19 protein-coding genes are annotated in these 24843 nt (G+C 63.5%); 4 read left to right on the top strand and 15 right to left on the bottom strand.

Translation table 11 applies throughout. The features are described from left to right. Nucleotides 1–38 precede the first annotated feature (38 nt). Nucleotides 39–1256: an amidohydrolase family protein gene (locus tag H290_RS0108740; RefSeq protein WP_051121941.1), complete on the bottom strand. Its 1218-nt coding sequence runs from the start codon at nucleotides 1254–1256 to the stop codon at nucleotides 39–41. Between the two features lie 155 nt (nucleotides 1257–1411). Here H290_RS0108740 and H290_RS0108735 point away from each other — a divergent pair, with 155 nt between their 5' ends. After that, a complete protein-coding gene (locus H290_RS0108735; RefSeq protein WP_020106413.1) occupies nucleotides 1412–2536 on the top strand; it encodes an NDMA-dependent alcohol dehydrogenase in 1125 nt (374 codons plus the stop codon). A gap of 28 nt (nucleotides 2537–2564) precedes the next feature. Here H290_RS0108735 and H290_RS0108730 read toward each other — a convergent pair whose 3' ends face one another. The 3 genes from H290_RS0108730 to H290_RS0108720 all read right to left on the bottom strand — a co-directional run bounded on the left by H290_RS0108730 (nucleotide 2565) and on the right by H290_RS0108720 (nucleotide 5924). Next, nucleotides 2565–3644 carry a hypothetical protein gene (locus H290_RS0108730; RefSeq protein ID WP_020106412.1) on the bottom strand — a complete coding sequence of 360 codons (1080 nt, stop codon included), beginning with the start codon at nucleotides 3642–3644 and terminating at the stop codon, nucleotides 2565–2567. Nucleotides 3645–3734: 90 nt separating this feature from the next. Beyond that, nucleotides 3735–4745: a hypothetical protein gene (locus H290_RS0108725; protein WP_020106411.1), complete on the bottom strand. Its 1011-nt coding sequence runs from the start codon at nucleotides 4743–4745 to the stop codon at nucleotides 3735–3737. Nucleotides 4746–4889: 144 nt separating this feature from the next. Beyond that, nucleotides 4890–5924 carry an LLM class F420-dependent oxidoreductase gene (locus tag H290_RS0108720; protein ID WP_020106410.1) on the bottom strand — a complete coding sequence of 345 codons (1035 nt, stop codon included), beginning with the start codon at nucleotides 5922–5924 and terminating at the stop codon, nucleotides 4890–4892. A 186-nt stretch (nucleotides 5925–6110) separates the two neighbouring features. Here H290_RS0108720 and H290_RS0108715 point away from each other — a divergent pair, with 186 nt between their 5' ends. From H290_RS0108715 to H290_RS0108705, 3 genes are all read left to right on the top strand, one after another. Then, complete coding sequence (locus H290_RS0108715) at nucleotides 6111–7022, top strand: TIGR03619 family F420-dependent LLM class oxidoreductase (protein ID WP_020106409.1); 912 nt, start codon at nucleotides 6111–6113, stop codon at nucleotides 7020–7022. Between the two features lie 83 nt (nucleotides 7023–7105). Next, nucleotides 7106–8122 carry an aromatic ring-hydroxylating dioxygenase subunit alpha gene (locus tag H290_RS0108710; RefSeq protein ID WP_020106408.1) on the top strand — a complete coding sequence of 339 codons (1017 nt, stop codon included), beginning with the start codon at nucleotides 7106–7108 and terminating at the stop codon, nucleotides 8120–8122. Then, nucleotides 8119–8748, top strand: a complete 630-nt coding sequence (locus tag H290_RS0108705) for a cysteine hydrolase (protein WP_020106407.1) — start codon at nucleotides 8119–8121, stop codon at nucleotides 8746–8748. The genes H290_RS0108710 and H290_RS0108705 overlap by 4 nt, the downstream gene beginning before the upstream one ends. Nucleotides 8749–8880: 132 nt before the next feature. On the opposite strand, the gene H290_RS28140 is transcribed toward H290_RS0108705, so the two are convergent. From H290_RS28140 to H290_RS0108650, 11 genes are all read right to left on the bottom strand, one after another. Next, the gene (locus tag H290_RS28140; protein ID WP_036518456.1) at nucleotides 8881–10167 is read right to left on the bottom strand and encodes an HNH endonuclease signature motif containing protein; all 1287 of its coding nucleotides are present in this window, start codon (nucleotides 10165–10167) and stop codon (nucleotides 8881–8883) included. A 238-nt stretch (nucleotides 10168–10405) separates the two neighbouring features. Then, on the bottom strand, nucleotides 10406–11206 hold the full coding sequence (locus H290_RS0108695) for an alpha/beta fold hydrolase (protein ID WP_020106405.1): 801 nt from the start codon (nucleotides 11204–11206) through the stop codon (nucleotides 10406–10408). A gap of 99 nt (nucleotides 11207–11305) precedes the next feature. Then, nucleotides 11306–12820 (bottom strand): coniferyl aldehyde dehydrogenase, encoded by a 1515-nt coding sequence (locus H290_RS0108690; RefSeq protein ID WP_020106404.1) that lies wholly within the window; start codon nucleotides 12818–12820, stop codon nucleotides 11306–11308. 65 nt (nucleotides 12821–12885) lie between these two features. Further along, nucleotides 12886–13734: a mycofactocin-coupled SDR family oxidoreductase gene (locus H290_RS0108685; RefSeq protein WP_020106403.1), complete on the bottom strand. Its 849-nt coding sequence runs from the start codon at nucleotides 13732–13734 to the stop codon at nucleotides 12886–12888. Between the two features lie 50 nt (nucleotides 13735–13784). Beyond that, entirely contained in the window at nucleotides 13785–15248 is a 1464-nt protein-coding gene (locus H290_RS0108680) for an aldehyde dehydrogenase family protein (RefSeq protein WP_155976787.1), read from the bottom strand. 121 nt (nucleotides 15249–15369) lie between these two features. Further along, complete coding sequence (locus tag H290_RS0108675) at nucleotides 15370–16503, bottom strand: thiolase family protein (RefSeq protein ID WP_020106401.1); 1134 nt, start codon at nucleotides 16501–16503, stop codon at nucleotides 15370–15372. Beyond that, nucleotides 16500–16931, bottom strand: coding sequence for a Zn-ribbon domain-containing OB-fold protein (locus H290_RS0108670; protein ID WP_020106400.1), 432 nt, complete (start codon nucleotides 16929–16931; stop codon nucleotides 16500–16502). The genes H290_RS0108675 and H290_RS0108670 overlap by 4 nt, the downstream gene beginning before the upstream one ends. Nucleotides 16932–17101: 170 nt before the next feature. Next, on the bottom strand, nucleotides 17102–19288 hold the full coding sequence (locus H290_RS0108665) for a molybdopterin-dependent oxidoreductase (protein ID WP_020106399.1): 2187 nt from the start codon (nucleotides 19286–19288) through the stop codon (nucleotides 17102–17104). Nucleotides 19289–19386: 98 nt separating this feature from the next. After that, nucleotides 19387–20646 carry an ABC transporter substrate-binding protein gene (locus H290_RS0108660; RefSeq protein WP_081631528.1) on the bottom strand — a complete coding sequence of 420 codons (1260 nt, stop codon included), beginning with the start codon at nucleotides 20644–20646 and terminating at the stop codon, nucleotides 19387–19389. An 81-nt stretch (nucleotides 20647–20727) separates the two neighbouring features. After that, nucleotides 20728–21450: an ABC transporter ATP-binding protein gene (locus tag H290_RS0108655; protein WP_020106397.1), complete on the bottom strand. Its 723-nt coding sequence runs from the start codon at nucleotides 21448–21450 to the stop codon at nucleotides 20728–20730. Then, nucleotides 21447–24191: a branched-chain amino acid ABC transporter permease/ATP-binding protein gene (locus H290_RS0108650; RefSeq protein WP_020106396.1), complete on the bottom strand. Its 2745-nt coding sequence runs from the start codon at nucleotides 24189–24191 to the stop codon at nucleotides 21447–21449. Before H290_RS0108650 ends, H290_RS0108655 begins: the two co-directional genes overlap by 4 nt. Nucleotides 24192–24843: the final 652 nt, after the last annotated feature.

Below are 24843 nucleotides of genomic sequence, written 5' to 3'. Positions count from 1 at the left end.
GGTAGGTGACCGCGTGCGGCGGAGGCGGATCTGGCAGCTCAGTATCGGATGCCGAGCAGATCGAGAGTGTTGGTTCGCATGATTTGATCTCGTTCGGCGGCGGTGAAGTCATCGAGTTCGTTGATGAAATCGGTCGGCTTCTCGAGGCCCTCACCGTGAGGCCAGTCCGATCCGAACAACACCTTGTCGGACCCGACGGTGTCGGCCAGTTTGCGGACGTCTTCCTCGTAGTACGGGGATACCCACAGGTGCCGGCGGATCGTGTCGGCCGGATCTTCGGCGAACACCCATGGTGTCTGGTTTGCCTGTTTCCGGAGACGCTTGAGGAGCAGGGCCACCCAATCCGACCCGTTTTCGATGCTCGCCGTGCGCAGTTTCGGGAAACGGGTGAAGACGCCGTCGACGATCAGGCTGGCGTAGGTGTCGTGGATCGCCCGGTCGGCAACGACCAAAGAGGCCAGAGTGTTCTTGGTCTTGAACGGGACGAACCGATCCGGAGCGCCCCAGGCCGAGGCCAGGTATCGGTTGTACCCGCTGTCGCTGAGGTGGAATGCGACCGGAATGTCTTCGGCTTCGAGTTTCGCCCAGACCTTGTCGTAAATCGGGTTGCCGAACGAGTTCGACCTCCCGTACGGGGCCGGCACCGGAGCCGGTCGAACGGAGACGATGCGGACATTCCGCTCGATCAGGCGATCGATCTCGCGGACGGCCTCGTCCGGGTCGGCGAACGAGAGCATCGGGGCGGCAAAGATGCGGTCCTTGTACGAAAAGCCCCAGTCCTCGTCCAGCCATTTGTTGAACGCGGTCACGCTGGCCATCGTCGCCGGGATGTCGTCCTTGAGCGCTTCCTCCACACCACAGGCAAGGGTGGGGAGAAGGATAGCGGCGGACATCTCCTGCTCCGCGATCATCTCCAGCCGGATGTCGTGATCCTGATAGGCCGGGTTGAGCGGCGCGACCTTCGCCAGCGACCGCGGGTCAACCCCCTCGGGGATCTGTCCGCGAAACAATGCATCCAGCGAGCCGGGGACGATCACCGGATCGAAGGTCGGGTTCGGCACGAACTCGAAAAGCACTCCGCCAGCGAGCAATTCGGTGTGCGTCCCGCGTTTGATGACCTCGATCCCGCGCGACCGGAACTCCGGATCGAGGTACCGGGTGAAGGCATCGATCTTTTCGTAGTAGTGGTTGTCGCAGTCGACCGGCAGCGTGTATTCAACCTTCTCGCTCTGACGTTTTTCCGACTCGATCGTCATGTCATTCACCTCCGTTGAAGAAGGAACGCTCGGCGTTCCCGTCCAGATGGTCGTCCTGCATCTCGGCCGATCAGCCGCTATTGATTGCTCAACCGCAAGTCTTACAGTAGTACTATACACTCGCGTCGGGGCGGCCGGAATGAAAGCGAGATCATATGAAGACACGAGCAGCAGTACTGCGTGAGGCACCCGGTCGCTGGTCGGTCGAAGAGGTCGAACTCGACGACCCCCAGGTTGGCGAAGTTCTCGTGCAGATGGTCGCCACCGGCCTGTGCCACAGCGACGACCACATGGCTGCCGGAGACATCCCCGTCTTCCACCTCCCGATGGCCGGCGGTCACGAAGGAGCCGGTGTGGTCCGCAAGGTCGGGCCAGGGGTAACCGGACTCGAGGTCGGCGACCACATCGTCACCTCGTTCATCCCGGGATGCGGCACGTGCCGGTGGTGCGCGATGGGAATGCAGAACCTGTGCGACAACGGGATCAAGCTGATGCTCGGCGACCAGTTCGACGGCACCTTCCGCATGCACGGTGCCGATGGCGCGGACATCGCCACGATGGGGATGCTCGGATGCTTTGCCGAGTGGCAGGTCTACGACCAGCTGTCGGTCGTCAAGATCGCCAAAGACATCCCGCTCGAGTTGGCGTGTCTCGTCGCCTGCGGAGTGCAGACCGGTTTCGGTTCGGCGACCACCGCCGGCAACGTGCAACCCGGTGACGTCGTCATCGTCGCCGGAGTCGGCGGTGTCGGAATGAACGCGTTGCAGGGCGCGCGCGAAAGTGGCGCGGCGCATGTGATCGCCGTGGATCCCGTTGAGGACAAACGCAAGTGGGCGCTCGACTTCGGAGCCACCGAATCGTACGAATCGATCGAGGCCGCGATGGACCGGGTGCGGCACCTGACCAACGGCCAGGGCGCCGACGTCGCGATCCTCACCGCCGGTCTGGTCCACAACGAGCTGCTCGGTGCGGGATATCAAGCGATCCGCAAGGCCGGCACCCTCGTTGTCACCGGCATGTCCGCGATGGACGAAGAGGGACCGATTCCCGGTCTCAACGCGTTCGGACTGGCCATGTTCCAGAAACGGATCCAGGGCGCCCTGTACGGAATGAAGTCTCCCCGCGAGGCCACTCCGATGCTCTTGGAGATGTACCGCGTGAAGAAGCTCAAGCTGGACGAGTTGGTGACCCGGACCTATTCGCTCGATCAGATCAACGAGGGGTTCGACGACATGCGCGAAGGCCGAAACATCCGCGGAGTCATCCACTTTCCAGGCTGATCGAGAGACTTCTCCCGGCTCGGGCGCGCTATCGCACGCCCGAGCTGATCCGCTTGGCGCTCGGCCTGACATTTCGGCTCCAATACCGCGGCAGGTCCAGCGGGCCGAGAAGTCCGGCGGGTGCTGCGCACACGGCGTGGATACTGTTGACCACCGGCAGCACGGTCGCCGGTCCGGCGGACCACCCCGGATAGCCGATCTCCACAGAGAAGCTCGGATCACCTTCGATCTCGACGCGATGGGACAGCTCGTACGGTCCGTATGGTGCTTTCCACTGCGTTCCGGCGCCACGCGCGACGGCATCGACGTGCTCGACAACCGCGATCGGCTGCCCACCCGCCATCGCGCGCAGCTCGAAGCGAACCACCGACGCTGTTCCGGCTTCCACTGTCCCGAAACCGGTTTCGGTGTCGTGATCGAGCGAGTCCGTCTCGTACGAGACCTCCCAGTCCTCGATCTCGACACCCAGCGCCTCCGCGATCTGCTCCAGCGTCGGCTTCCACATCTTTTCGATGAAGCCGCCGGTCACCAGGATCGGTGAGAAGCCCGGGGGTTTGCCGAATCCAAAGTATTCGCGGCAGACGAACTCTGCGGTGTAGTCGCCCCACCAACCGAGTTCGAGTACTCGAACGCAATCCACTCGTCCAGCAGGCGCCAACGCGGCGACTGCCAGATCCGTTGTTGCCCAACCCGGATCGATACCGGTGAAGTACATCGTCGAGTTGCCGGCGGCGCAGGCGGCCTCGATCGGTTCGCGCAGTTCTGCCGGTGCCGACGACGGATGAGCCAGTGCGAACGCGGACAACGACACCACGTTGGTGCCGCGCTGCAGAAACGGGATCAATTCGCGAATCGATTCTTCCTCGTGACCGATGGCGTCGCCGAAGTATGCCAGGCAGTCGGCGTCGAGCGCGAGCAACTCATCCCAGTTGTTCGTCGTGATGACGCCGGTCGGCGGTTGGCGGCACAGAGTTCCCGAGTCGACTCCAACCTTGTGTTCCGACCACACGTAGTGCCCGACGAGTTCGAGGTCGGGATCGGCGATGATGCGTTGGAGCCCGATCCGGCCCATGTTTCCGGTGCCGCAATGTATTACCTTGAGGGCCACTGGCCGGTCTCCGTTCGATCGTTTGCCCGCGAGAATTCACCCGCGTCGTGGGGGGTTGGCTGTACGAGTGGCCGTCTTTCGATTGCCTGGTCAGGTCGCTTTCTGCTGGTCGCGAGGTGTCGCACGCGATTTGATGACCTCCATCGTCGACCAGCTCTTGACCGGAGTCGGGGCGCCTTCTTCGTGCATGGTCCCGTGCATCCACGCGATGCCGAGCGATATCCCGGCGGCCGCTGCGTTGTGGGTCGCCTCGAAGTTGAAGGTGCGTCCACCGAAAGACAGTGTGGCGTAACGTGGTTGGCTGCGGTTACCCTGCGTTTCCCAGACAACCTTGGAGTCGACGTCGTCGTTCGTCGCAATGATCGGCGGTTCACCCTGGCGATGGAACGTTGCCGTTGCGTAGTTGCCGGTACCCAGCATCGCGTTTCCGGTCTCCCAGGTTCCGTCGGCCGAGATCGAACCCCAGACGAACCAATAGTGCTCGAGCTCAGCGATCTTGGAGTCGTGCGCGCTACGACCCGGAAGGCAGTACATGCGGTCGAGGCCGCCATATCCCCCGATGATCTTCGAGCCCTCGATGGTCCCCTCCACCGTGCAGCCCGAACTCGTATATCCCACATCGTCGGGGAGACCCGGGACGTAGATCGCCGTCACGTTCATCGGAAGCGGGGACAGGACCACGTCGATGCAGTTCTCGTCCTCTTTCCACACGTATTCGTCCGGTCCGAGTGAGATCCGCAAGCGATGCTTCGCGCGCATCTGGGCGTGCGCCGGATAGACGATCTGCTTCCCGTCACGTTCGAACCACATGATCAGCCCGGCGTACAGGTCACTCTCACTGGGGAACCGGACGTTTCGCGGATGCTCCCACAGATCTGTCGAGCATTCGTGGAGGTTGTAGTCGAAGGCGGCGCTCGCCGAGAGTTCACGGATGAGTTCATAGCGTTTGCCGTCTTCGGTATCGACCATCGCCCACAGGAACAGCGCGTCGTTGTAGACCCCGGGAAACTGGGTGTCGCCGGTCGAATGGTCTTGCACGGATGCGTCCGCCAACGAAACGTAGGGGATGATGCCGACCTTGGATATGTCGACCTTCGGCATGGCGCCTCTTTTCGATGAGTGAGTGGCCCGACCGGCCCGCACTACGCTCACAGTCGGGCAACCCGGAGATTGGGTCGAGTTTACCGTAATGCTTCCAGTAACGTCACCAATTGCGCCGGACGAAGTTCCGAATCGACGTGACGGCTAACGAGCGTGGAGGTCGTCGAGAACCGCCGAGACCGTCTCCGCCGAGATGGTCTTCGGAAACATGGGCATCGCACGGTCGATCGAACCCCCGCACCTGTCCCACAGGGCGGCTGCCACCCCGTCGGGCGGTGCGACGACAGCGAACGCGTCGAGGACCTCGTCGTCGATGAGGGATCCCATCTGTGCCCACTCGCCTTCCCGGGACAGCCGGTGAAGCCTGGTGTGCAGGTCGCCCCAACCGTGCAGCTCGAGAACCTTGCCGTACGCGGGAGTTGAACCGTAGAACGCGATCTGGCGCCTGACCGCCTCCGAGGCGGCGGCTGTCTCGGCCGGGTTCTCCCCGGTCACGAGGAAGACGGGGGATGTCACCTCGAAGTCGCTGCGATCGCGACCCGAGCGCTGCAGTCCGCGAGCTATCGCCGGCGACGTGACCTCGTCGTAGTACAGCCGGGTCGTGAACGCATGGCCGATGATTCCGTCTGCGCTTTCGCCGCACATCTCGGTCATCCGCTCCCCGACCGCCGCGACGAATACCTTCGGCGCCGGATGGACCGACGGTTCGGGCCGAAACATCGGGGTCATGAGCTTGTGGGTGTAGAACTCCCCCTCGAACCGAAGCTCGCCTTGTTCGTGCCAGGCCTCCCAGATCGCCTCCAGCGCAGCAATGAACTCTTGCATCCGCCGGACCGGATGGCTCCACGGCATCCCGAATCGTTTTTCGATGTGCGGTTGGATCTGAGTGCCCAGGCCGAGGGTGAACCGCCCCTGCGAGTAGTCCTGCAGGTCCCAGCCAAGATTCGCCACGGTCATCGGATTCCGCGCGAAGGCCACCGCGATGCTGGTGCCGAGTTCGAGACGCGAAGTATGTTCCGCCGCAAGAACCAACGGGAAGAACGGGTCGTGGGCGACCTCACCGGACCAGCACCCGTCGAACCCCTGGCGTTCCAGCCTGGCCGCGACCTCCGGGACTTTGGCGAGGTCGGCCGGTATACCCCCGTCGATCTTGAGACTCCCGTTCGACAGGGTGCTCATTGCGCAGCCCCTCGAATCGATCCGCCGGAAGTGAATATCAGCATGTGGCCAGTTGAATCCGTGAGCATGGATCGGACGTTACAGTAGGCACTTCGGTAGCGACAGACAAAAACTGGGCCAAAGAACCTCGGCGATGATACGGTAAGCATTACAGTAAAGGCGAGAACAGACCCGGGAGTCCCGACGATGAAGTACACCCTCGAATACCCCAGCGAGCTGCCCAGCGCACCAGACGACTTCCTCCAGCCAGAAGTCATCCGTGAAGTCTCCGCTGCGGCCGAGGCATCAGGCTTTTCGGCGCTGGCTCTCAGTGAGCACCCGGCCCCGTCGATGAAGTGGCGTCACAATGGCGGCCACAACACCCTCGATCCGATTGCCGCACTGAGCTTCATGGCGGCCATGACCGACAGCATCGCGCTGATGACGAATCTCTACGTGTTGCCGTTCCGCAACCCGTACCTGTCGGCGAAAGCCCTCGCGAGTGTCGACATCATCTCGGGCGGCCGGTTGATCGCCGGTGTCGGTGCGGGCTACCTGCGATCGGAGTTCGCCGCAGTCGGCGTCGATTTCGACCGTCGGGCTGAACTGCTCGATGAAGCCCTCGATGCGCTGCAGTCCATCTGGACAAAACCTCAGGTCCCGGTCGCCGGCAAGGACTTCGAAGCGCAGGGTCCACTCTGGTTGCAGAGCCCGACCCAGCAGCCACACCCGCCGATCTGGATCGGTGGCAACGGCAATGCCGCGATGCGCCGCGTGGTCCAGTACGGCAGCGGCTGGATGCCGCTCATCGCCTCGGCCGGGTTGGCCTCGGCCATTCGCACCGTCGCCATCGAGGATGCCGATCAGTTCGAGGCCGCACTCGGCCGGCTGCGGAGCCGGTTGCTCGCTGTCGGGCGAGATCCCTTGTCGATCGACGTTCAGGTCGTCTGCCCGCACATCGACCTCGACGACCGCGCCTCACTGTCGGAGGCGCAGACGTTCCTCGCCGACATGGAACGTCGGGGCGCGACATCCGCCGTCGTCCACGTCGACGGATCGAGTCCACAGGCGGCGACGAACTTCATCAAGGTATTCGGCGAAGCAGTCATCGGCGTCTGACCAGCCACGCCACCGCACAACGATTTTCACCAAAGACAATCCAGCAAACACCTGGCAACAGTTACGAGATGTGAAGGCACACCATGAAAGTTCCGTTCACTTGGAAGGTCACCGGCTGGTTCGTGATCGGCTGGTCGCAGGAGTTCGAGATCGGCGACGTCCGCCCGCTGAAGTACTTCGGCGAAGACCTAGTCGCCTATCGCGGCGAATCCGGTGACATGCACGTGACCTCCGCGCGCTGTCGCCACCTCGGCGCCCACATCGGTCACGGCGGCAAAGTCGTCGGCGATTGTGTCGAGTGCCCGTTCCATGGATGGCAATGGGGACCCGACGGTGTCAACAAGTACCGCCCCGACGAGCCCGACCGCCCGAACAAGTTGCTCAAACTGCGGGTCTTCCCGGTGCAGGAGCAATACGGCCTGGTATTCATGTGGCACCACCCGGAAGGCAAAGCGCCGAGCTGGGAGCTGCCCGACCTATTCGAGAAGTTCCCCCAGTTCCCGACCGACCGCGACGCCTACTACCGCCCGTATCCCGAGTTCTCCCGTAAGTCCGAGCATGAACCGGTCCACCCGCAGATCGTGGCCGAGAATGGCCCGGACAGTGCGCATTTCCGCTACGTCCACAACGCGACGGTGACACCGGTGAGCCTGAACTGGGAGATGGTCGACAACGAATGGCGATTCCTCACCGGCTGGCCGGACGTCCGCAGCGATGATCCCGACAAGATGGCCTTGTTCATCCACAGCCACTTCTCCGGGCTCGGTTTCGCGATCAGCGCATTCGAAGGTTCCACCAACTATCGGCTGATATTCGCGTGCACCCCCGTGGAGGACGGCTACTCCGATCTGTTCTATTCGATCTGGTGGCCACGAAACCCCGGCGACGAGTCCGAGATCCCGCCCGAGGACATTCGCGAGAAGGTCGAGCGACAGTTCCTCGTCACCGTGTTCGAAGACCTCGACATCTGGCGCTATCAGGAATACGTCGAACGTCCGCCACTGTCCCGGGTCGATGCGAAACCGTATATGGCGATGCGCGAATGGGCGACCCAGTTCTACGACGTGCCGCCGACCGACGAAAGCGTGTCCGCGAGATGAGGATCGACCTGGCCGACCTGGTCGCACCCGGCCATACCGCAATCGTCACCCAGGAACTGCAGGGTGCCGTCGTCGGTCCGGACGCCGGCCTGCGAGTGCTCGCTGAGGAGGCGCGCCGAGAAGCACTGCCCAACATCGCCCGGCTACTTCCCGCCGCGCGGGCGGCGGGCGTGCATGTTGTACATTGCCTCGTCCAGCGAAGGCCAGATGGGCTCGGTTCCAACCACAATGCCAAGTTGTTTGCCATCGGCCGCAGTGAGGTCGGCATCGAGCCCGGCACACCCGGGTCCGCCCTACTCCCCGACTTCGGGCCCGAACCCACCGACCTGACATTGAGTCGGTGGCACGGCCTCGGCCCGATGGGCGGTACCGACCTCGACGCCATTCTCCGCAACCTAGGCGTGACAACCATTGTCGCCGTGGGTGTATCACTGAATGTGGCGATCCCGAATCTGGTGATGGATGCCGTCAACGCCGCCTATCGGGTGGTCCTGCCGAGAGATGCCGTCGCCGGCTTTCCAGCCGAATACGGCAATGCCATCATCGACAACACGTTGTCGTTGCTGGCCACGGTGACCACCACCGACGACCTGCTGCGAACTTGGAAAGACATGCCAAGCGCGTGAGGGTCCCGGTCCGACGATTCCACTATGAAGTTCTCAAAGATCGTGCAGTACACAGCCGTTGCTGTGTTGCTTGGGGTACTTGGAATATGTCGTCGTAGGTTTGTGGTCTTGCAGTTCCGACGCTCGCCGTAATTACGCGGCAGCGAGGTCGGAGGTCATGGTGCGGCGGGCATGGGACCGCAGATGCGTTTTGCTTGCGTCGTCGGGATTGATGAACCATGGATGTCCATCGAAACCGATGAAGACTTCCCAGCGCATGTGATGGATGTACCTGTGGTGTCGCTTGCACAGGAGAACGGTGTTGGTCAGGCTGGTGACACCGCCCTTACTCCAGTGCTCGATGTGGTGGGCATCGGTTCGGCCGGGCGGGCAGCCGCAGCCCGGGTATGCACAGCCTTGGTCCCGGGCGATGAGGGCTTTGCGGATCGCCGGTGTCACCGTCCGGTGGTCTCGACCGACGTCGAGCGGGACCATGTTGTTGTCGACCAAGATTTTCGTGATCACCGAATCGCAGGCCACCATCTGGGCTGTCGATGCGGAGGCGGGTCCGGTCCATTCAAACGAGGCTGCCAACGCCGGCGGCTTCACACCACTCAACCCGCGTAGCTGTAGTGCCTGTAGATGTTCGGGTGACACCGTCAGATTGACGTGGGGTTTCGCGCCACCACGGGTGGGTCGGTCTTCTTGATCGAGGTACGAATCCAACAGTTGCTCCAGCGCGTCCGCCCGCACTTGAGCACTCGTGCGACTGTCGGGTGAACCGTCCGGTTCAAGTACTGGCTTCGACAACGGATCGAGCGCCACCCGCAGTTTCTCGCCCAGCAGGTTGTCCAGATCCAACGTGCCGTGACTGCGCCCGTCGTCACCGGTCCCGAACGAGAACTCATTGAGCTCGTGATTCTCGGCGTCGGGGATCTCCTTATCCGGTGGCGACAACACGATCGCCATATGCCGTGCCCGAGCCGCTACCGCCGACGGACTGGTGGTCAGCGCTTCGGCCAGCAGGCCACGCACACAATCAGTCCGATCTGAATCGGGCAGCTCTGGGTTGCGTCGCTCAATATGGCTGAGGCCCTTCACAATCGAATCTAGATGTTCACCTGACAGTGTGCCGTCGATGCCATACGACGCCACCGTCGGAATATCGTCCAACGCGGTACCGACCCGAACATAGCGATGCGCGACCGCCGGCGCCATCCCCGCCTGCTGCAACAACCTCGCGGTGGAACCTTCCCCCGACTTCTTCGCGATCCCGCGAGAATCAAGTTCACCGACCAGTCGGAAAAGTAGTTGTTCCACAACATGATTGAGTCGAATAACCGCCACCGTACGCGACGACACTTGAGCATCATCCCCGGCGACCAAAGCCGCATCCCCTGCCAGATCTGAAAGCCTGGCGAACATTCCCCCGAAGTCCATGACTCCAATGTACCGCCAAATCCGGATTCGCACAAGTGTTCTAGAGGACTATTTCTATTGTCCTACAAGCAATTTCACCGCAATTGGAAAGTCAAACCCCTCAGGCTACCAATGGGGTCTGACATTGATCTGTTGTGGCGTCCGGGCCTTTGATGGTAAAGACGGCCCAGCGCTCAACCACGCGCGGCATGACCCCAGACGACCCTTGCGAGCGAGACCAATTGGTACCGCGGCAGTATCAGCTCGGACGCGGCGGGTGGGCGCGGCAGAACTCGCGCACCGCCTCATTCACCGACTCGGGCCGCTCGAGGTTGCTCATGTGGCCGGCGCCCACGATGACAACGAGCTCCGTGTCCGGGATCGCCTCCTCGAACTGGCGCGCGACGCTGAGCGGTGAGCGCGCGTCCAGCTCGCCCCAGATCAGCAGGGTCGGGACAGCGATGCGAGGCAGCAGGTCGCGCTGGTCGGCCTCGACCATCACGGACAGCTGGTGCCCGAGCGTCGCGGGGCGTACGTCGGCGGCGATGTCGGCGAGCAGCGGGACGAGCTTCGCCGGCGGGCTGCCGGCGAAAAGGCCAGGAAAGGTGGGGTCGAATTCCTCAGGCGGCGCGGCGAGCATCTGGCGGGCGCCGGCGACCCGCTCTCGCACCTCGTCTGCGGACAGGGAACCTTTCCAGCCGGCGTAGGTGTCGATCATGATCAGGGTCGCGACGAGCCCGGGATGACGGCGATAGAGTTCGAGCACGACGGTGCCGCCCCAGGAGAGGCCGGCGACATGCGTGGGACCGAGCTCGAGGGACTCGATCAGCGCCGCGAGGCAGTCCGCCCAGTCCGCCAGGCCGAAGCCCTCAGGCAGATCGGAGGACCGGCCGGCCCCCGGCTCGTCCCAGGCGACGACCGTGAACTCGTCGGCCAGGTCGGCAAGCTGCGGTTGCCAGACGCGGCAGTCCTCCGCCGCGCCGTGGACAAAGACCAGGGGCGGTCCCTCGCCGACCCGCTCGTAAGCGATCTCGAGTTCGTTCGCCCGGATGACCTGCACAGTCGAACCCTACTCAGCCCGAGAATCAGGGAGGCGCCCGCAGCAGCCACCTAACCAGCACTTGCCATCAATAGGAGCATCAATACTGGCTGCCCGCCGTCAATCACTCTGGCGGGCATCGTTCTTCAGTCGGCGACGTGTTCGGCGCCGTACGGAGGCAATGGAGAGATCGCCGAATTTGCGCATCAACCCGCCGAAGGGTGGGGTGGCAACCGCTGTTGTGATCGTGAACCGGACGTCGGTGCCGACGACGCTTCGTTGGTGACTGAAGGTGTCGAAGCCGGTTTTCCCGTGGTAGGCGCCCATGCCGCTGTTACCCACCCCGCCGAACGGGGCATCTGAGGGCATCATGTGGATCGCGAAGTCGTTCCGGGCCACCGCGCCGCTGCGGGTGCTCCGCACGAACTCACGGAAGTCGTGTCCGTCCGGGCCGAACCAATAGGCGACCAGCGGCGCCGGGCCCCGGTTGACGTGGTCGATGGCCTCCGACAGGGTCGAGTACGGCATGACGACCAGCACCGGGCCAAAGATCTCTTCGTCCGCGATCTTCATGCGGGCGTCGATGTTTCGTACAACAGTCGGTGCAATCTTGCGGGTGCGTGCATCGGGGAGGGTTTCTCCGTCCGGAGTGGCCGACTCGATCCGGGCACCCAGTGCCCGCGCGTCCTCGAGCAATCCGACCACTCGGTCGTAGTTCGCCTGATTCACGTTCGAGGAGTAGTCGTCATTGTCGAGGACCGTCGGAAACATCTCGCGAAAGGTCTTGTGCACGACGTCGACGAACTCGTCGACTTTGTCCTCTTGCACGAATACGTAGTCGGGACAGACGCATACCTGGCCGCCGTTGACCATCCGCCCGCGGGCGATCCGGGCAGCCGAACGAGCGATATCCGCGTCGGGGGCCACCACCACCGGGTTCTTCCCGCCGAGCTCGAGGGTGACCGGTACCAGGTTCTCGGCGGCGGCACGCTGGACGAGTTTGCCCACAGCGGGCGACCCCGTGAAGAAGATGTGGTCGAAGGGCAGAGACACGAATGCGGCGGCGACGTCCGGTCCGCCGGTGACGACAACCAGCTCGGTGTCGTCGAAGTACTTCGGTGCCAGGCTCTTCAGGAGCCCGGCGGTGTTCGCGGTGACCTCCGACATCTTGATCATCACCCGATTGCCGGCCGCGAAAGCCGTTGCCGCCGGTAGGATCACGAGATTGAGGGGGTAGTTCCAGGGGCCGACGATCCCGACGACTCCCAGCGGCGTCGGCTGGACCTCAGCGTAAAGACCGACAAGTCGTCCGGCCCGCATCAGTTTCGTCGGCCGCATCCACTGGCCGACGTGCGAGCGGGTGTGTTCGATCACCGAAACCATGCCGAAGATCTCGGTCATCAGCGTCGCGGTGCGCGAGCGGGAGCCGAAGTCCGCCACCATGGCGTCGACGAAGGCATCGGTGTTGTCGAGGACGAGCGCCATCAAGCGATCGATTCGGTTGCGGCGGATCTCGATTCCGGGTGGCCCGTCCTCCAGGAATGACTTGCGCAGCCGGTCGAGGACGGCGTGGAGTTCGGGATCCGGCAGCCCGGTCTCAGTGCCGGATTCCGCGCGTTGGTCGGTTGTACTCATGTCCAAAATCCAATCAGGAGAGGTTCAGCGGACCGGCCTCGACCACGGTCCGAAGTCGGCCGAGATCAGCCCTGCCAGGGCTTGACCTTCACGTATCCGCCCGCATCGATCCGCAGTTGGGTGCCCGTGATGTAACGCGACTGATCGCTGGCGAGGAAGACCACGGCATCCGAGACATCTTGCGGCTCAATGTATGCCACCGGCATCGCCTGCATCGCCGGGAAGCCGAGTTCGGCGTCTTCACGCGTCGGGGACTTCAGGTCCGGGCGGAACACCTTGTACATGCCTTCGTTGTGCAGCATGTCGGTGTTCACGTTCGTCGGATGCACCGCGTTGACCCGGATGTTCCGCTTCGCCAGCTGGACGGAGAGGTCGTTGACGTAATGTGCCACGATCTGCTTGGCGAAGCTGTAGGCCGAGCCGCCGGGACCCTGTTTGGTCGAGCTGCCGAGCTGGGCGGCCAGGGATCCGGTCGCGATGATGGACGAGCCGTCACCGACATGCGGCAGGCTGGCCTGGATCACATTGAATACTCCGGAGAGGTCGGTGTCGATGGTGTCCGACCAGGACTGCATCGTCTGACCGTCGCCCATCGCACAGATTCCGGCGTTCGCCACGACTATGTCGAGCCGGCCCAGCTCGTCGACACCTTCGGCGATCGCCTTCCAGACCGCGGCCCGTTCGCGCACGTCCACCACCGCGGTGAAAACGCGCACGTTCTCTTTCTCGATCAGACGCGCGGTCTCCTCGAGATCCTCCAGCCGCGCAAGCGGATACGTATTGCCTTCGAGATCGGCACAGATGTCGAGAGCGATGATGCTCGCACCTTCGGCAGCCAGATTGACCGCGTGTGAACGTCCCTGCCCACGTGCGGCCCCTGAGACCACCGCGACCTTGTTGTCGAGTTTGCCCATTGTGAAACCTTTCCTCCTGGTTGATTGACGGTGCCGGCGGTCTCGCCGGGTCAGGCGCGCCTGGACTTACGATGCGCAATGGTCTTGGTCTCCAGATATTGCTGGAAACCTTCGATGCCACATTGCCTTCCGACTCCGCTGTTCTTGTATCCGCCGAAAGGCGCGTCGGCGCCGTAGAACATGCCGCCGTTGACGCCGATCGAGCCGGTGCGAACCCGGTGGGCAACACTGAGCCCTCGTTCGGTCGATCCCGCCATGACCGCACCGGCCAGCCCGAACGGGCTGTCGTTGGCGATGGCAACGGCTTCATCGTCGTTGTCGAACGGGACGATCACCAAGACCGGGCCGAAGATCTCGTCCTGGGCGATGGCCGCGCTGTTGTCCACGCCGACAACGACAGTGGGAGCGACGAAGTGACCACCGGACAGATGCGCGGGAAGGTTCTGCGCCAGACCTCCGCCGGTCGTGATCTCCGCACCGTCCCGGCGGGCCCGGTCGATGTGCGCGAGCACCCGCTGCTTCTGGGCGGCGCTGACGACAGGGCCGACAAAGGTGCCCGGCAGAACCGGGTCACCGACGGGCAACATCTCGAACCCGGCGGTCACAGAGGCGACCGCATCGCTGAACAATGACCGGTGGACCAGGAGCCGGGTGGTGAGGGCACAGGCCTGACCCGCGTGCGATGCGGATGCCAGTGCGCCGTAGACGATCCGGGCGGGATCGGCGTCCTCGAGAACGATCAGGGCCGACTTACCACCGAGTTCGAGGAAGGTGCGCTTCATCGTGCCGGCGCCCTCGCGCATCAGCATCTTGCCGACCGCGGTGGACCCGGTGAACGACACCATATCGACGCGGGGGTCGGTGGACAGCAGACCTGCGACCTCGTTGGAGGCGGTGGGCACCACATTCACCACCCCGGCCGGGATGTCGGTGTGTTCGGCGATCAACCGGCCCAGTCGTGTCGCGCTCCACGGTGTGTTCGGATCAGGTTTGAGCACAACCGTATTGCCGGTCGCCAGCGCCGGACCGAGCTTGTTGAGCATGACCTCGATCGGGTAATTCGACGGGCAGATCGCGCCGACGACACCGACCGGTTCCTTGACCACCGTGCGCACATTGCGATCACCGAACAGTCCGCCACCGGCGAGCACACGTTCCCACTCGAACTCTTCGATCAGCTGGGCCGGGTATCGGAGCGAATCGGCAAGCGGCCAATCCAATTGAGCATCCTGCGTCGTCGACACCGGGCAGCCGACCTCCGCGATCAGTTCTTCTCGCAGGTCCTCTTTCTCGACTTCCAGCGCCGCGTGGAGTTGGAGCAGACACCGCCGGCGAAGCTCACGATTGGTCGACCAGTCGGTTTCATCGAATGCCCGCCGGGCCGCTCCGATCGCCCGGAGCATGTCTTCGGCACCCGCCGATGCGGTGCTGCCGAGCACCCGGCCGGTGGCCGGACTGGAGTTGTCGAACTCTTCTCCACTCGCGGCCATCACCAACTGCCCGTCGATGAGCATGCGGCGCTCGGCCCGGCCGGCCGCCCGCTCGCCCAATTCCAGGCTGGACTCGGTCTTTTCGACGCTGACGTCGCTCACACTTGTCTCCTCGTTGTCGGAGCTTCCCGGATAGGGGTCGCCATCATCGCGTCAGAACCATCGACGCACATTGCGGACCGAAGCCGTTCGCGACCACCGATACCTCGGCGTCCGGAACCTGCCGCTCACCGGCTTGCCCACGTAGCTGGAGCACCGCCTCGGCGAGAAAGCTCAAGCCATGGAGCCGGCCTTCGGCGAGTTGGCCACCGGTGGTGTTCATCGGCATGGAGCCACCCGGCGAAATCATGCGTCCCTTGTCGACCCACTCGCCGAATTCACCTTTGCCACAAAGGCCCAGAGCTTCCGTCCAGGAGATCGTGATGTGGGTGAAGCCGTCGTAGAGCTGAGCCACGTCGACGTCGGCGGGCGTCACCGACGACTTCCGCCACATGTTCTCGGCACATTTGAGAGTGCCGCCGTAGAGAAAGTCCGGTGTGAACGTCCAGTCTGCCCGCGCCCCGGTGCCCATCGAACTCGCGTCGATCGTCACCGGTTGTTGCGCGAGGTCGGCGGCGCGTTCGGCGGACGTGATCACCACCGCAACCGCACCGGTCACCGGGTAGTCACAGTCGAGCAAACGCAGCGGGTCCGCGACGAACCGGGACTCCATGTAGTCGTCCAGGGTGATCGGATCACGCAATACGGCACGGTCATTGAGCGCAGACCAGGTGCGGGCCGCGACGGACACGTGGCCGTAGGACTCCTCGGTATCGCCGAGTTCGGCCAACCGCCGCTGCTTGCGCATGCCCATCACCGGGATGATGCCGCCCATCACCCCGTAGGGGAGGTCGAACTGGGCCCGGCCCGAGGCAACCGGCGCGCTGTGCCCGCTCATCGTCCCCCACTCACGGGTCACCGATCGGACAACCAGCGCCACCTCGCAGGCCCCGGATCTGACCGCCATCTCCGCACCCAATGCCGCAGTGATCGCCGACGGGCAGCGCGCCGTGTAGTCGGCGTACGTCGTGAGATTGTCGATGCCGAGCATCCGGGCAATGTCCTGCGCGCCTTCGTCTCCGGCATATTCGAACACGCCATCGACATCACTGACGGTCAGGCCCGCGTCGGCGATGGCGGCCCTGGCTGCCTCGACGACCAACGGCCGGCAGTCGATCCCCTTTTCCCGGTAGACCGGCGAATAGCCGACACCCACGACACTCGCCTTTGCCGGGTTCACTCCCCCACCCCCGACCCGACCGGGCGGAACTGCGGGATCTTCCACTCACCGCGCTTCTGAAAGGTGACCTCCAGCGGCATCCCAACCGCCAATTCGGCAGGCGCGACATCGACCAGGTTCGTCAGGACCTTCACGCCCGGTGCATCGTCGAGTTCGGTCAGCGCGATGATCAGCGGAACAGAATCAGCGAATGCCGGATGAAAAGCCTGATGCAGGACGGTATAGGCGTAGAGCCGGCCGCGGCCGCTGACCGGAACCGGTTTGCTCGCACCCGCATCCGGCATTCCCTCGGCAACCGCCTCGGGTGGAAACTGAACGAAGTCCGTGCCTTCGAAGCCCTGGATCACCAGTTCGTCGCGCAGGGCGGCGTCCCAATAGAACTGCGTCACCGGATCCGGAACCGGTATCGACTTTTCCAGCTCGTTCATCCTTCTCCTTTGCCTCACAACGCTTCGCGGGTCGCACCTGTGGCGGCGAACCCGGCGCGCCGATCGGCACGCTGTAGTGGTAGGACTAACTGTAGACCTTACAGTAAGAACGCACAATGAAGTTGGCGCGAGGACGGTCCTATCCGCTGAACCCGCTGGTGGCCGCCCTGTCAGAGCAGCTCGACGCGCACCGGAACACCGGTCAGCCAGGCCATCCCGGAGATCGCCTCGATGTCCTCGGGTGAACTCGACGTCAGCCGATTCACATTGGCGCCGCCCGCGCGGTTGGCGACCTGCCACCCGCCGGTACCCCGGTGACCCCAACCGTGAGGGATGGCGATCACGCCCGCCATGATGTCCTCGGTTGTCCTCACCCCGATCTCGATGGTCCCGTACGGCGAAGTGACACCGATCCGGTCACCGTCGAAGATATCGAGAACCGCTGCGTCCCTGATGTTCATCAGGGCTTGATGACTTCGCTCTCCTCGCATCAGCAACTCCGAGTTGTGCATCCACGAGTTCTCCGAGCGCGGCTCGCGCCGTCCGATCATCAGCAGCGGGAACCCTTCGGGCGCAGTTCGTTTCGAGAGCTTCTGGATCTCAGTCGCGATGCTCGCATGCTCGAGGTGAACCCGGCCGCCGCGGTAGACCACGACCGTTTTCGCGATGCCACTGGGCAGGAACTGTTCGAGAACCTTCCCGTGGGGGTAATCGGCGGTCAGTCGGCGAAATGTCAGTCCGCCGCGGCGCATGCCGAAGCGATCTCCGCCGGCGGACATGCGAATGATCCCATCGATGAGTGTTCGCGGTGTGAACTCGACACCGCACCATCCCAGTAGTTTTCGCACGCCACTCAACACGGCGAAGACCGGTGGCCGCGGATCCATCCGCTGCATCAGATCATCGATGATCTCCCACTCCTGACGGACATCGCCGACCGGGTCGACGACTGCTTCCGTGGCCTGCCGGAACGGCGTGGTCTGCTGGGTCTGGAAGGTGACCGGGAAGTCGTCGCGCTCGTACATCGTGGTCACCGGGAGGATGTAGTCACAGTGCGCGGTCGTCTCGGTGACGTACAGGTCGAGCCCGACCATCAATTCCAATTCCGCTGCCGCGGACTCGAGTTCGTCACCGTTCGGTACCGAGAGCACCGGATTTCCGGCGCTGACGAACAGCGCCCGGATCTGCCGCCGACCCGGTGTGGTGATCTCCTTGGCCATGAGGGTCGCGGGTTCGGCGCCGATCACCCGCGGGAATCCACCGACCCGGGACCGTTTCGTACGGTATGCCCGGCGCAGATACGCGCCGGTGAGCTTCATCGACCATCGTTGCCCCGGGATACCCAGATCGCCGAACAGGGTTCCGCCGGCGCTGTCGAGGTTGCCGGTCACAATGTTCACCGCATCGATGAGATACGTGGTGAGAGTTCCACTCTGGCCCGTGCTGGTGCCGAATCGGCCATACACGGCAGCACTGGAGGCGCGCGCGAGATCACGGGCCAGCGCCCGGACGACCTCCGGTTCGACACCGGTCCGTGCCGACGTCGCCTCAGGGGTGAACGACGCGCACCGCAGCTGCAGCCACTCGAGGCCGTCGGCCTGTCGGCGGATGGCGTCGCACGCCACCAGACCTTCGTCAAAGAGGACCTGGAGCACCGACAGCAGCAGGTAGGCATCACCGTCCGGCCGGATACCGAGCCACTCGAACGCCGAGGCGGTCTCGGTTTTGCGCGGGTCGATCACCACCACTCGGCCGCCGCGCTTGACGACGTCCGAAATCCGGTCCTTGATTCTGGGCAGTGTCAGGACGCTGCCGTGGGAGACAACGGGATTCGCGCCGATCACGACGAGGAGTTCCGTCCGCAGCACATCCGGGATCGGCAAAGCCGTCGGCGTGCCGTACAGCAGTTGGCTGGCGACCATGCGATTGCCGACGTCCTGGGAGGCGGCGGTGAAGAAGTGGGTGTGGCGACCGAGTCCTTTGATGAAGATGCCCGCCCACATCAGGTGCGAATAGCTGAAGGCGCCCGGGTTTCCGAAATACCACCCGACGGCCCCCGACCCCTCCCGCCGCACGATGCGGCTCAGGCGGGCCGCGATGTCGGTCATCGCCTCCTCCCAGGACACCTCCTCGAATCCGCCATCACCGGTTTTCCGCAACGGCACCGTGACGCGATCGGGATCGTTCTGCACCTCGGTGAACGCGATGCCTTTCTGGCACGCGAAGCCGGTGGACAGTGGGTGATCACGGTCGGGCCGCAGCGCGGTCAGACGACCATCCTCGACAGTTGCAATCATTCCGCAGAGCGGCTCGCAGATTCGGCAGAACGTTGGTCGGTACTCGATCGAGTCAGCCATCTGAGCCCTCCTCATCTCTGGGTGAACAGTTCGGAAAAGGCTCTGGCGCCGAAGATCTCCTTCGGCGCCAGAGCATGCTTGCGACTTCCGTCAGTTGATCAGGTCGTCGGCTGGACGAACAGGTACCCGACGTCGATGGGCTTCAGGTCGACGATCGTTCCGTCTTCCTCGGACTTACCGACGAGTCCCTCCTTGGTGCAGATGTTCGGCGTGATCGGGATCGGCTTGGTGCCACACTGGAACGTGACTCCGGCGCCCAACGGCAGCGGTAGCGGTTCCGGCATCGCGGCCAGGCGGGCCGCGATGGTCTCCCGGGTGATCTCGCCTTCCATGCCCTCCAACGCGCGCTGCAGTCCGAGCAGACCGACGTAGGCCGAGGCGCCTTCTTCGGAACCCTTGCCGTTGTACTTTTCAAGAGCCGCCTGGAAGATCTGGACGTCCTCGTTGGTCGGGTCCAGGGTGCGTGATGCGGCGATCGGCATGTCGGCGTACCCGCCCGGAATCTGCTCGCCGATTTCGTCGTCACCGATGCACTGCGTGATCAGCATCGTCTCCTGGCTGGCGTTCAGCGTGTTCATCGCCTTGAGTGCGGCCGCGCAGAAGGGCGCGTCGCCAAGGATATGGAACATGTCGGGGTCTTTCTCCAACGCAGCCTGCACCTGTGAGGTCATGTCCGGGGTGCCGGGCGGTACCGGGACGAGATCCATCTGGACTCCGGCGTTTCCGAATGCCATCGGCCCCAGTGCCTTGAGCGGCAGGACCGCTGTCGGACTGTCGATCGTCAAGACGGCTACCTTCTTGTAGCCCTTGTCCTTCGCATACGCAGCAGGGGTACCGATGATGGGAGCGAGCAAGTTGCCGAGCACATACGTGTTCGGCAGTGACATCGACTGCTGCCCACCTGCCACTGTCAGGTACGGCATACCCGACGCGGAGGTGATGCTCGCCATTGCGTCCGCGTTGGAGAACTCGCCGGTGACCACCGCGACCGCATCGGACTGGACGAACTTGTTACCGCACTCGCGGGCCGCACTCACCTGGAGTTGGTCCTCACAAACGTCGATCAGCTCGATCGGCCGGCCGTTGATGCCGCCGAGGTAGTCGTTGATGTAGCCGACTGCTGCCTGTGCCGGCTTCAATTCGTTCACGTTGGTGACCGAGTTCTCACCCGTCCAGGCGAACGCGATCTTGATCGGGTCGCCGGTGGCGTGATTCTCCGTACCCAGAACGGACAAGTCGACCGTTGCCGAGTCGCCGGATGAGCCGCTGTCGTCGCTCGAACAGCTGGTGGCGACAAGCGCCACTGCAAGTGCGGCGCAGGGCAGCAAAGCCCACCGCTTCCTCGATGAGAGTGACATTGATCGATCTCCTGTTTGTTGGTTGGGATTTCGCGGTTCGGTAGTTCAGGGCTGACAAGGTCTAACTATGTTGAAGGACAATCAATTTGGTTCGGCAGAGGTGACGACGTCACCTCCCAGATAGGCGGCTTCGAGCCGCTCCGGCGCCAGGGTCAGCTCGGTCGCGGAGCCACGAAGGGTCACTGCACCATGCACCATCACGATGGCCTGGTCGGCGACCTCCAGTGCCAACCGAACATGCTGCTCGACAAGAACCACTGTGGCGCCGGTACTCTCGGCAATCTCGCGCACCACCGGCAAGAGGTTCTCGACGATGACCGGGGCGAGCCCCATGCTCATCTCGTCGATCAGCAGCACCTTCGGCATCTGGACCAGAGCACGTGCAATGGCCAGCATCTGCTGCTCGCCACCGGACAGGGACCCGGCTGCCACCTGCCACCGCGGTTCCAGCGCCGGGAACAACTCCTTGATCTTTGCGATGGTCGGCCCACCCTTGCGCCGCGCAATCGAGATGTGATCTTCGACGGACAACCCGCTGAACAGCGCCCGGCTGTCGGGTACCAGAACCAGACCCGCGCGGTTGGCGCTCACCGCGCGACCGCTGGGCAGCTCGTGTCCATCGACCGACACCGATCCGCCCAGTCTCGGAAGGAGGCCGGCCAGGGTCAACATCAACGTCGACTTGCCCGCACCGTTCGGCCCGAGAATCGCGAGGACGGAACCGCTCGGAACATCGAGGTCCAACTCGTGGATGATCTTGACTTTGCCGTGGCCTGCCACGAGACCGCTGACTTGAAGGCTCATTTGACCGTCTCCCCTGCGAAGGTACTTCCGAGATATGCCTCGGTGACAGCGCGGTCGTGTCGGATCTCTTCGGGTGTACCCGCCGCGAGGGTTCGACCGAAGTTCAGGACCTGTATGTGGTCACAGATGCCGAGAACCAGACTCATGTCGTGCTCGACCAACAGAATCGTCACACCGCTCGCCCGGATGGCCCGCAGACGTTCACCGAGCCAATGGCTTTCGACAGTGTCCAGGCCGCCTGCCGGTTCGTCGACGAGCAGTACCTCGGGGCGCCCGGCCAATGCCCTGGCGATGGATACCAGTTGACGCTGGCCCTGCGAGAGTTCGCCGGCCCGCACTTCACAGACTTCGGTGAGTCCGAGCAGTTCGAAGATGTCGTCGATATCGGTTGGCGCACCTGTCGATCCGGCGCCCGGGCGGTCCGCCGACAGACCCACCAGCACGTTCTCGCGAACACTGAGATCCTCGTACAGGTCGATCGCTTGGAACGTCCGGGCCAGCCCGCCACGAATCCGCTGGTGAGTTTTTTGGCCGTCGATCCGGTTGCCGGACAGCGTGATGCTGCCGCTCGATCGGGCGAGGCCGGTGATGGCATCGATCAGTGTCGACTTTCCCGCACCGTTGGGTCCGATGAGGCCGAGAATCGCGCCACGCGGTACGTCGAAGCTCACGTCGTCGATCGCCACGACACCGCCGTAATGCACACTCACGTGCCTCAATTCGAGTATCGGCTCCCCCAGAACAACCGGGGTGTCGACGGCACCGGGAACATCCGCGGTGACCACGGAACCGATACGGCCGCGGTCGGTCTTGCTGCCGACGCGGGCGATGGCACGGTGTGCGGGACCGGTAAGGTCTTCGGGATTCTGAAGAACAACCAGCACCAGCCCGATTCCGACCACCACCTGATACCAATCGCCGCCACTGTCGCCCATCAGACGATCCATCGCGTAGAAGACCAGCCCGCCGGCGCCGAGGAGTCCACTCAGCACACCTCCCGAGATGGAGGTGACACCCGCGAGGTAGACGGTTGCGAAGAGGGTCAGGCCGGCGATCGCCATGAAGGGCTGGAACGAGACATTCGTCTGCTGGTACGCATAGAGACATCCGCCGAGGCCCGCGATGAAGGCTCCGATTGCGAAGGCCAACAACTTCGTTCGAACCACGTCCACGCCCGATGCCGCCGCGGAACGCTCATTCGCGCGGACCGCGAGCATCCTGGTCCCGAGTCGACTCCGGCGCAGGAATGCCAAGCCGAGTGCGACGACCACGAGAACGAACAGACACAGCAGACCGAACTCGACCCGGGGATAGCTGTCACCGATGCCGATGCCGATGTCATGTCCGAAGATCTTGGGGGACGGGACGTCGATACCCATGGACCCGACGAGGTCGGTGTTCCGGAACCACATGGCTTCGATGGCGTAGGCCAGCGCGAGTGTCACCACCGCGACGGTGAGGCCGCGTATTCGCAGTGCCGGCAACCCGACGACAACACCGAGGACCATCGCTCCGAACGCCGCCAGCAAGGGTGCGAACGGGAACGGGATCCCCCAGTCCGCAGTCATCGGACCGACGAGGAATGCGGCAGCCCCCGCCAAAGCCAACTGCGCCAGCGAAACCTGACCGGCGTAGCCGGTGACAACCACCTGAGACAGCCCGATGACACCGAGTATCAGGCTGGTGATCAACGCCGACCGGACGTCGCCCCCGAGAGCGATCAGCCCTACTGCGGCGACCGCTGTCGCGATTATCGTGGTCGACCACAATCGCTTGGGATACGGCGCATTTCCGAGTTCGGCGACGATCACCCCGCCCCGCGACGGCAGCGGTTTCGCCCAGGCGACGAGGACGATCAAGATCAGGATGAGCGGGATGAACTCGACCAGTCCGGTCGACGGGAGCCAGTCGTAGACCCGCGGCAGGTAGGTGGCCTCGGACTGCAGCATTCCGATCGCGATGCCGGCCACCGCCGCAGCGATGACCGAGGTGAATCGACCGATGACCGCCGCAGCCAGAGCCGGAACGATGAACAGGGTGTACGCGGTCGGGGTCAGAGGCACGATCGGCGAGATCAGAATGCCGGCCAAACCCGCCACCGCGGAGCCGATCATCCAGTTGAAGGCGGCGATCCGGTCCGGCGAGACACCGCTGACGAACGCACCCTCTTCGCTTTCGGAGGTGGCCCGGGTGAAGAGCCCGAACCGGGTGAACCGATACGCGGCGGCCACGGCGATCGCGATCAGCATGACCGTGAGTCCGAAGTAGATCCGGTCCTGTGGGATCCGGATGTCGCCGACGCTCCAGATCCCGGTGGGGAAGATGGCATCCGCGCCAACGGGATTCGTGCCGACCTGCTGGACCGCGATGGCGACGAACACGATCATCAACGCAATGGAGGCGACAGCTCGTGCAATCGGCGGCGCACTGCGGAGCGGCCGAAAGATCAGCAGGTACATCACCAGTCCGAGGACCGCGCAGAAGACGACAGAAAAGATCGTCGACAACCAGAAGCCGGGATCCGAACCCACGTCGATCGTTTTCGGAAAGCCGGGGATCAGGATGACGAGCTCGCCCTTACGGAGGAATGCGTAAACATATGCGCCATACAGGGCGATGGCACCGGTCGCGAAGTTGACCACGCCCGAGCTCCGGTAGATCACGACCAACGCCACGGCGAGCGCCGCGAACACACCTCCTCCGCTGATCCCGAGGACGAGGAACTGCAGATGTTCTGTCATGGTCGGCTTCCTTCGAATCCGGGGCGGGCACCGATGATGTGTGGGCGCAAACCATCCGTTGAAGATCCGGGATTCGACCTACACGTGCTGGTCGCGTGATGCAGGCCGTTCAACCGGGGACTTGTGATGCGCATTACAGTACCGTAGCAGGAACTGTAAGGACAATAGTTACGTTTTCAAGACATTCCGGAATTGTCGATTCACAAGCGAGGCGAACGAGTTCCGGATCCAACTGATCTTCAACGTAGCCCTGATCCCGGAGCACCGTGACAAGTTGCCTCGCATTGTCTTTCGGAGGCCCCGTCCGGCCGGCCGGCGGGTGTGCCCCCGATCGGAGTGACCGAATTCGGCAGCCGCGGATCCGGTCGTCGCAGCCTCATTCGTGGCCGTGGAGGGTGGCATACTGGAAGCGAGACCGGACCGTGCACTGCGTCGCGCACGTGAAACGCGCGGTAAATGCGACTGGTGAGCCGAGATGGATGTCACAATACGGATACCAAATGTATGGCTGGACGTTCGGTAAGGTTTACGGTGTGACCTTCGAGTCATCGTGTCACGCAGGTGACATGGTCGGGTTTTCGCATCTGATTCAAGCGAGCGACCCGCCCACGATGAGCCGGCGGTCGCGCTACGTCGGGAACGGTTACACGGA

The sequence above is a fragment of the Nocardia sp. 348MFTsu5.1 genome (assembly GCF_000383535.1).
GTDB classification, from domain to species: domain Bacteria; phylum Actinomycetota; class Actinomycetes; order Mycobacteriales; family Mycobacteriaceae; genus Williamsia; species Williamsia faeni.
The sequence above is the reverse complement of the archived record's forward strand: the minus strand, read 5'-3'. Positions and strand labels throughout refer to the sequence as shown.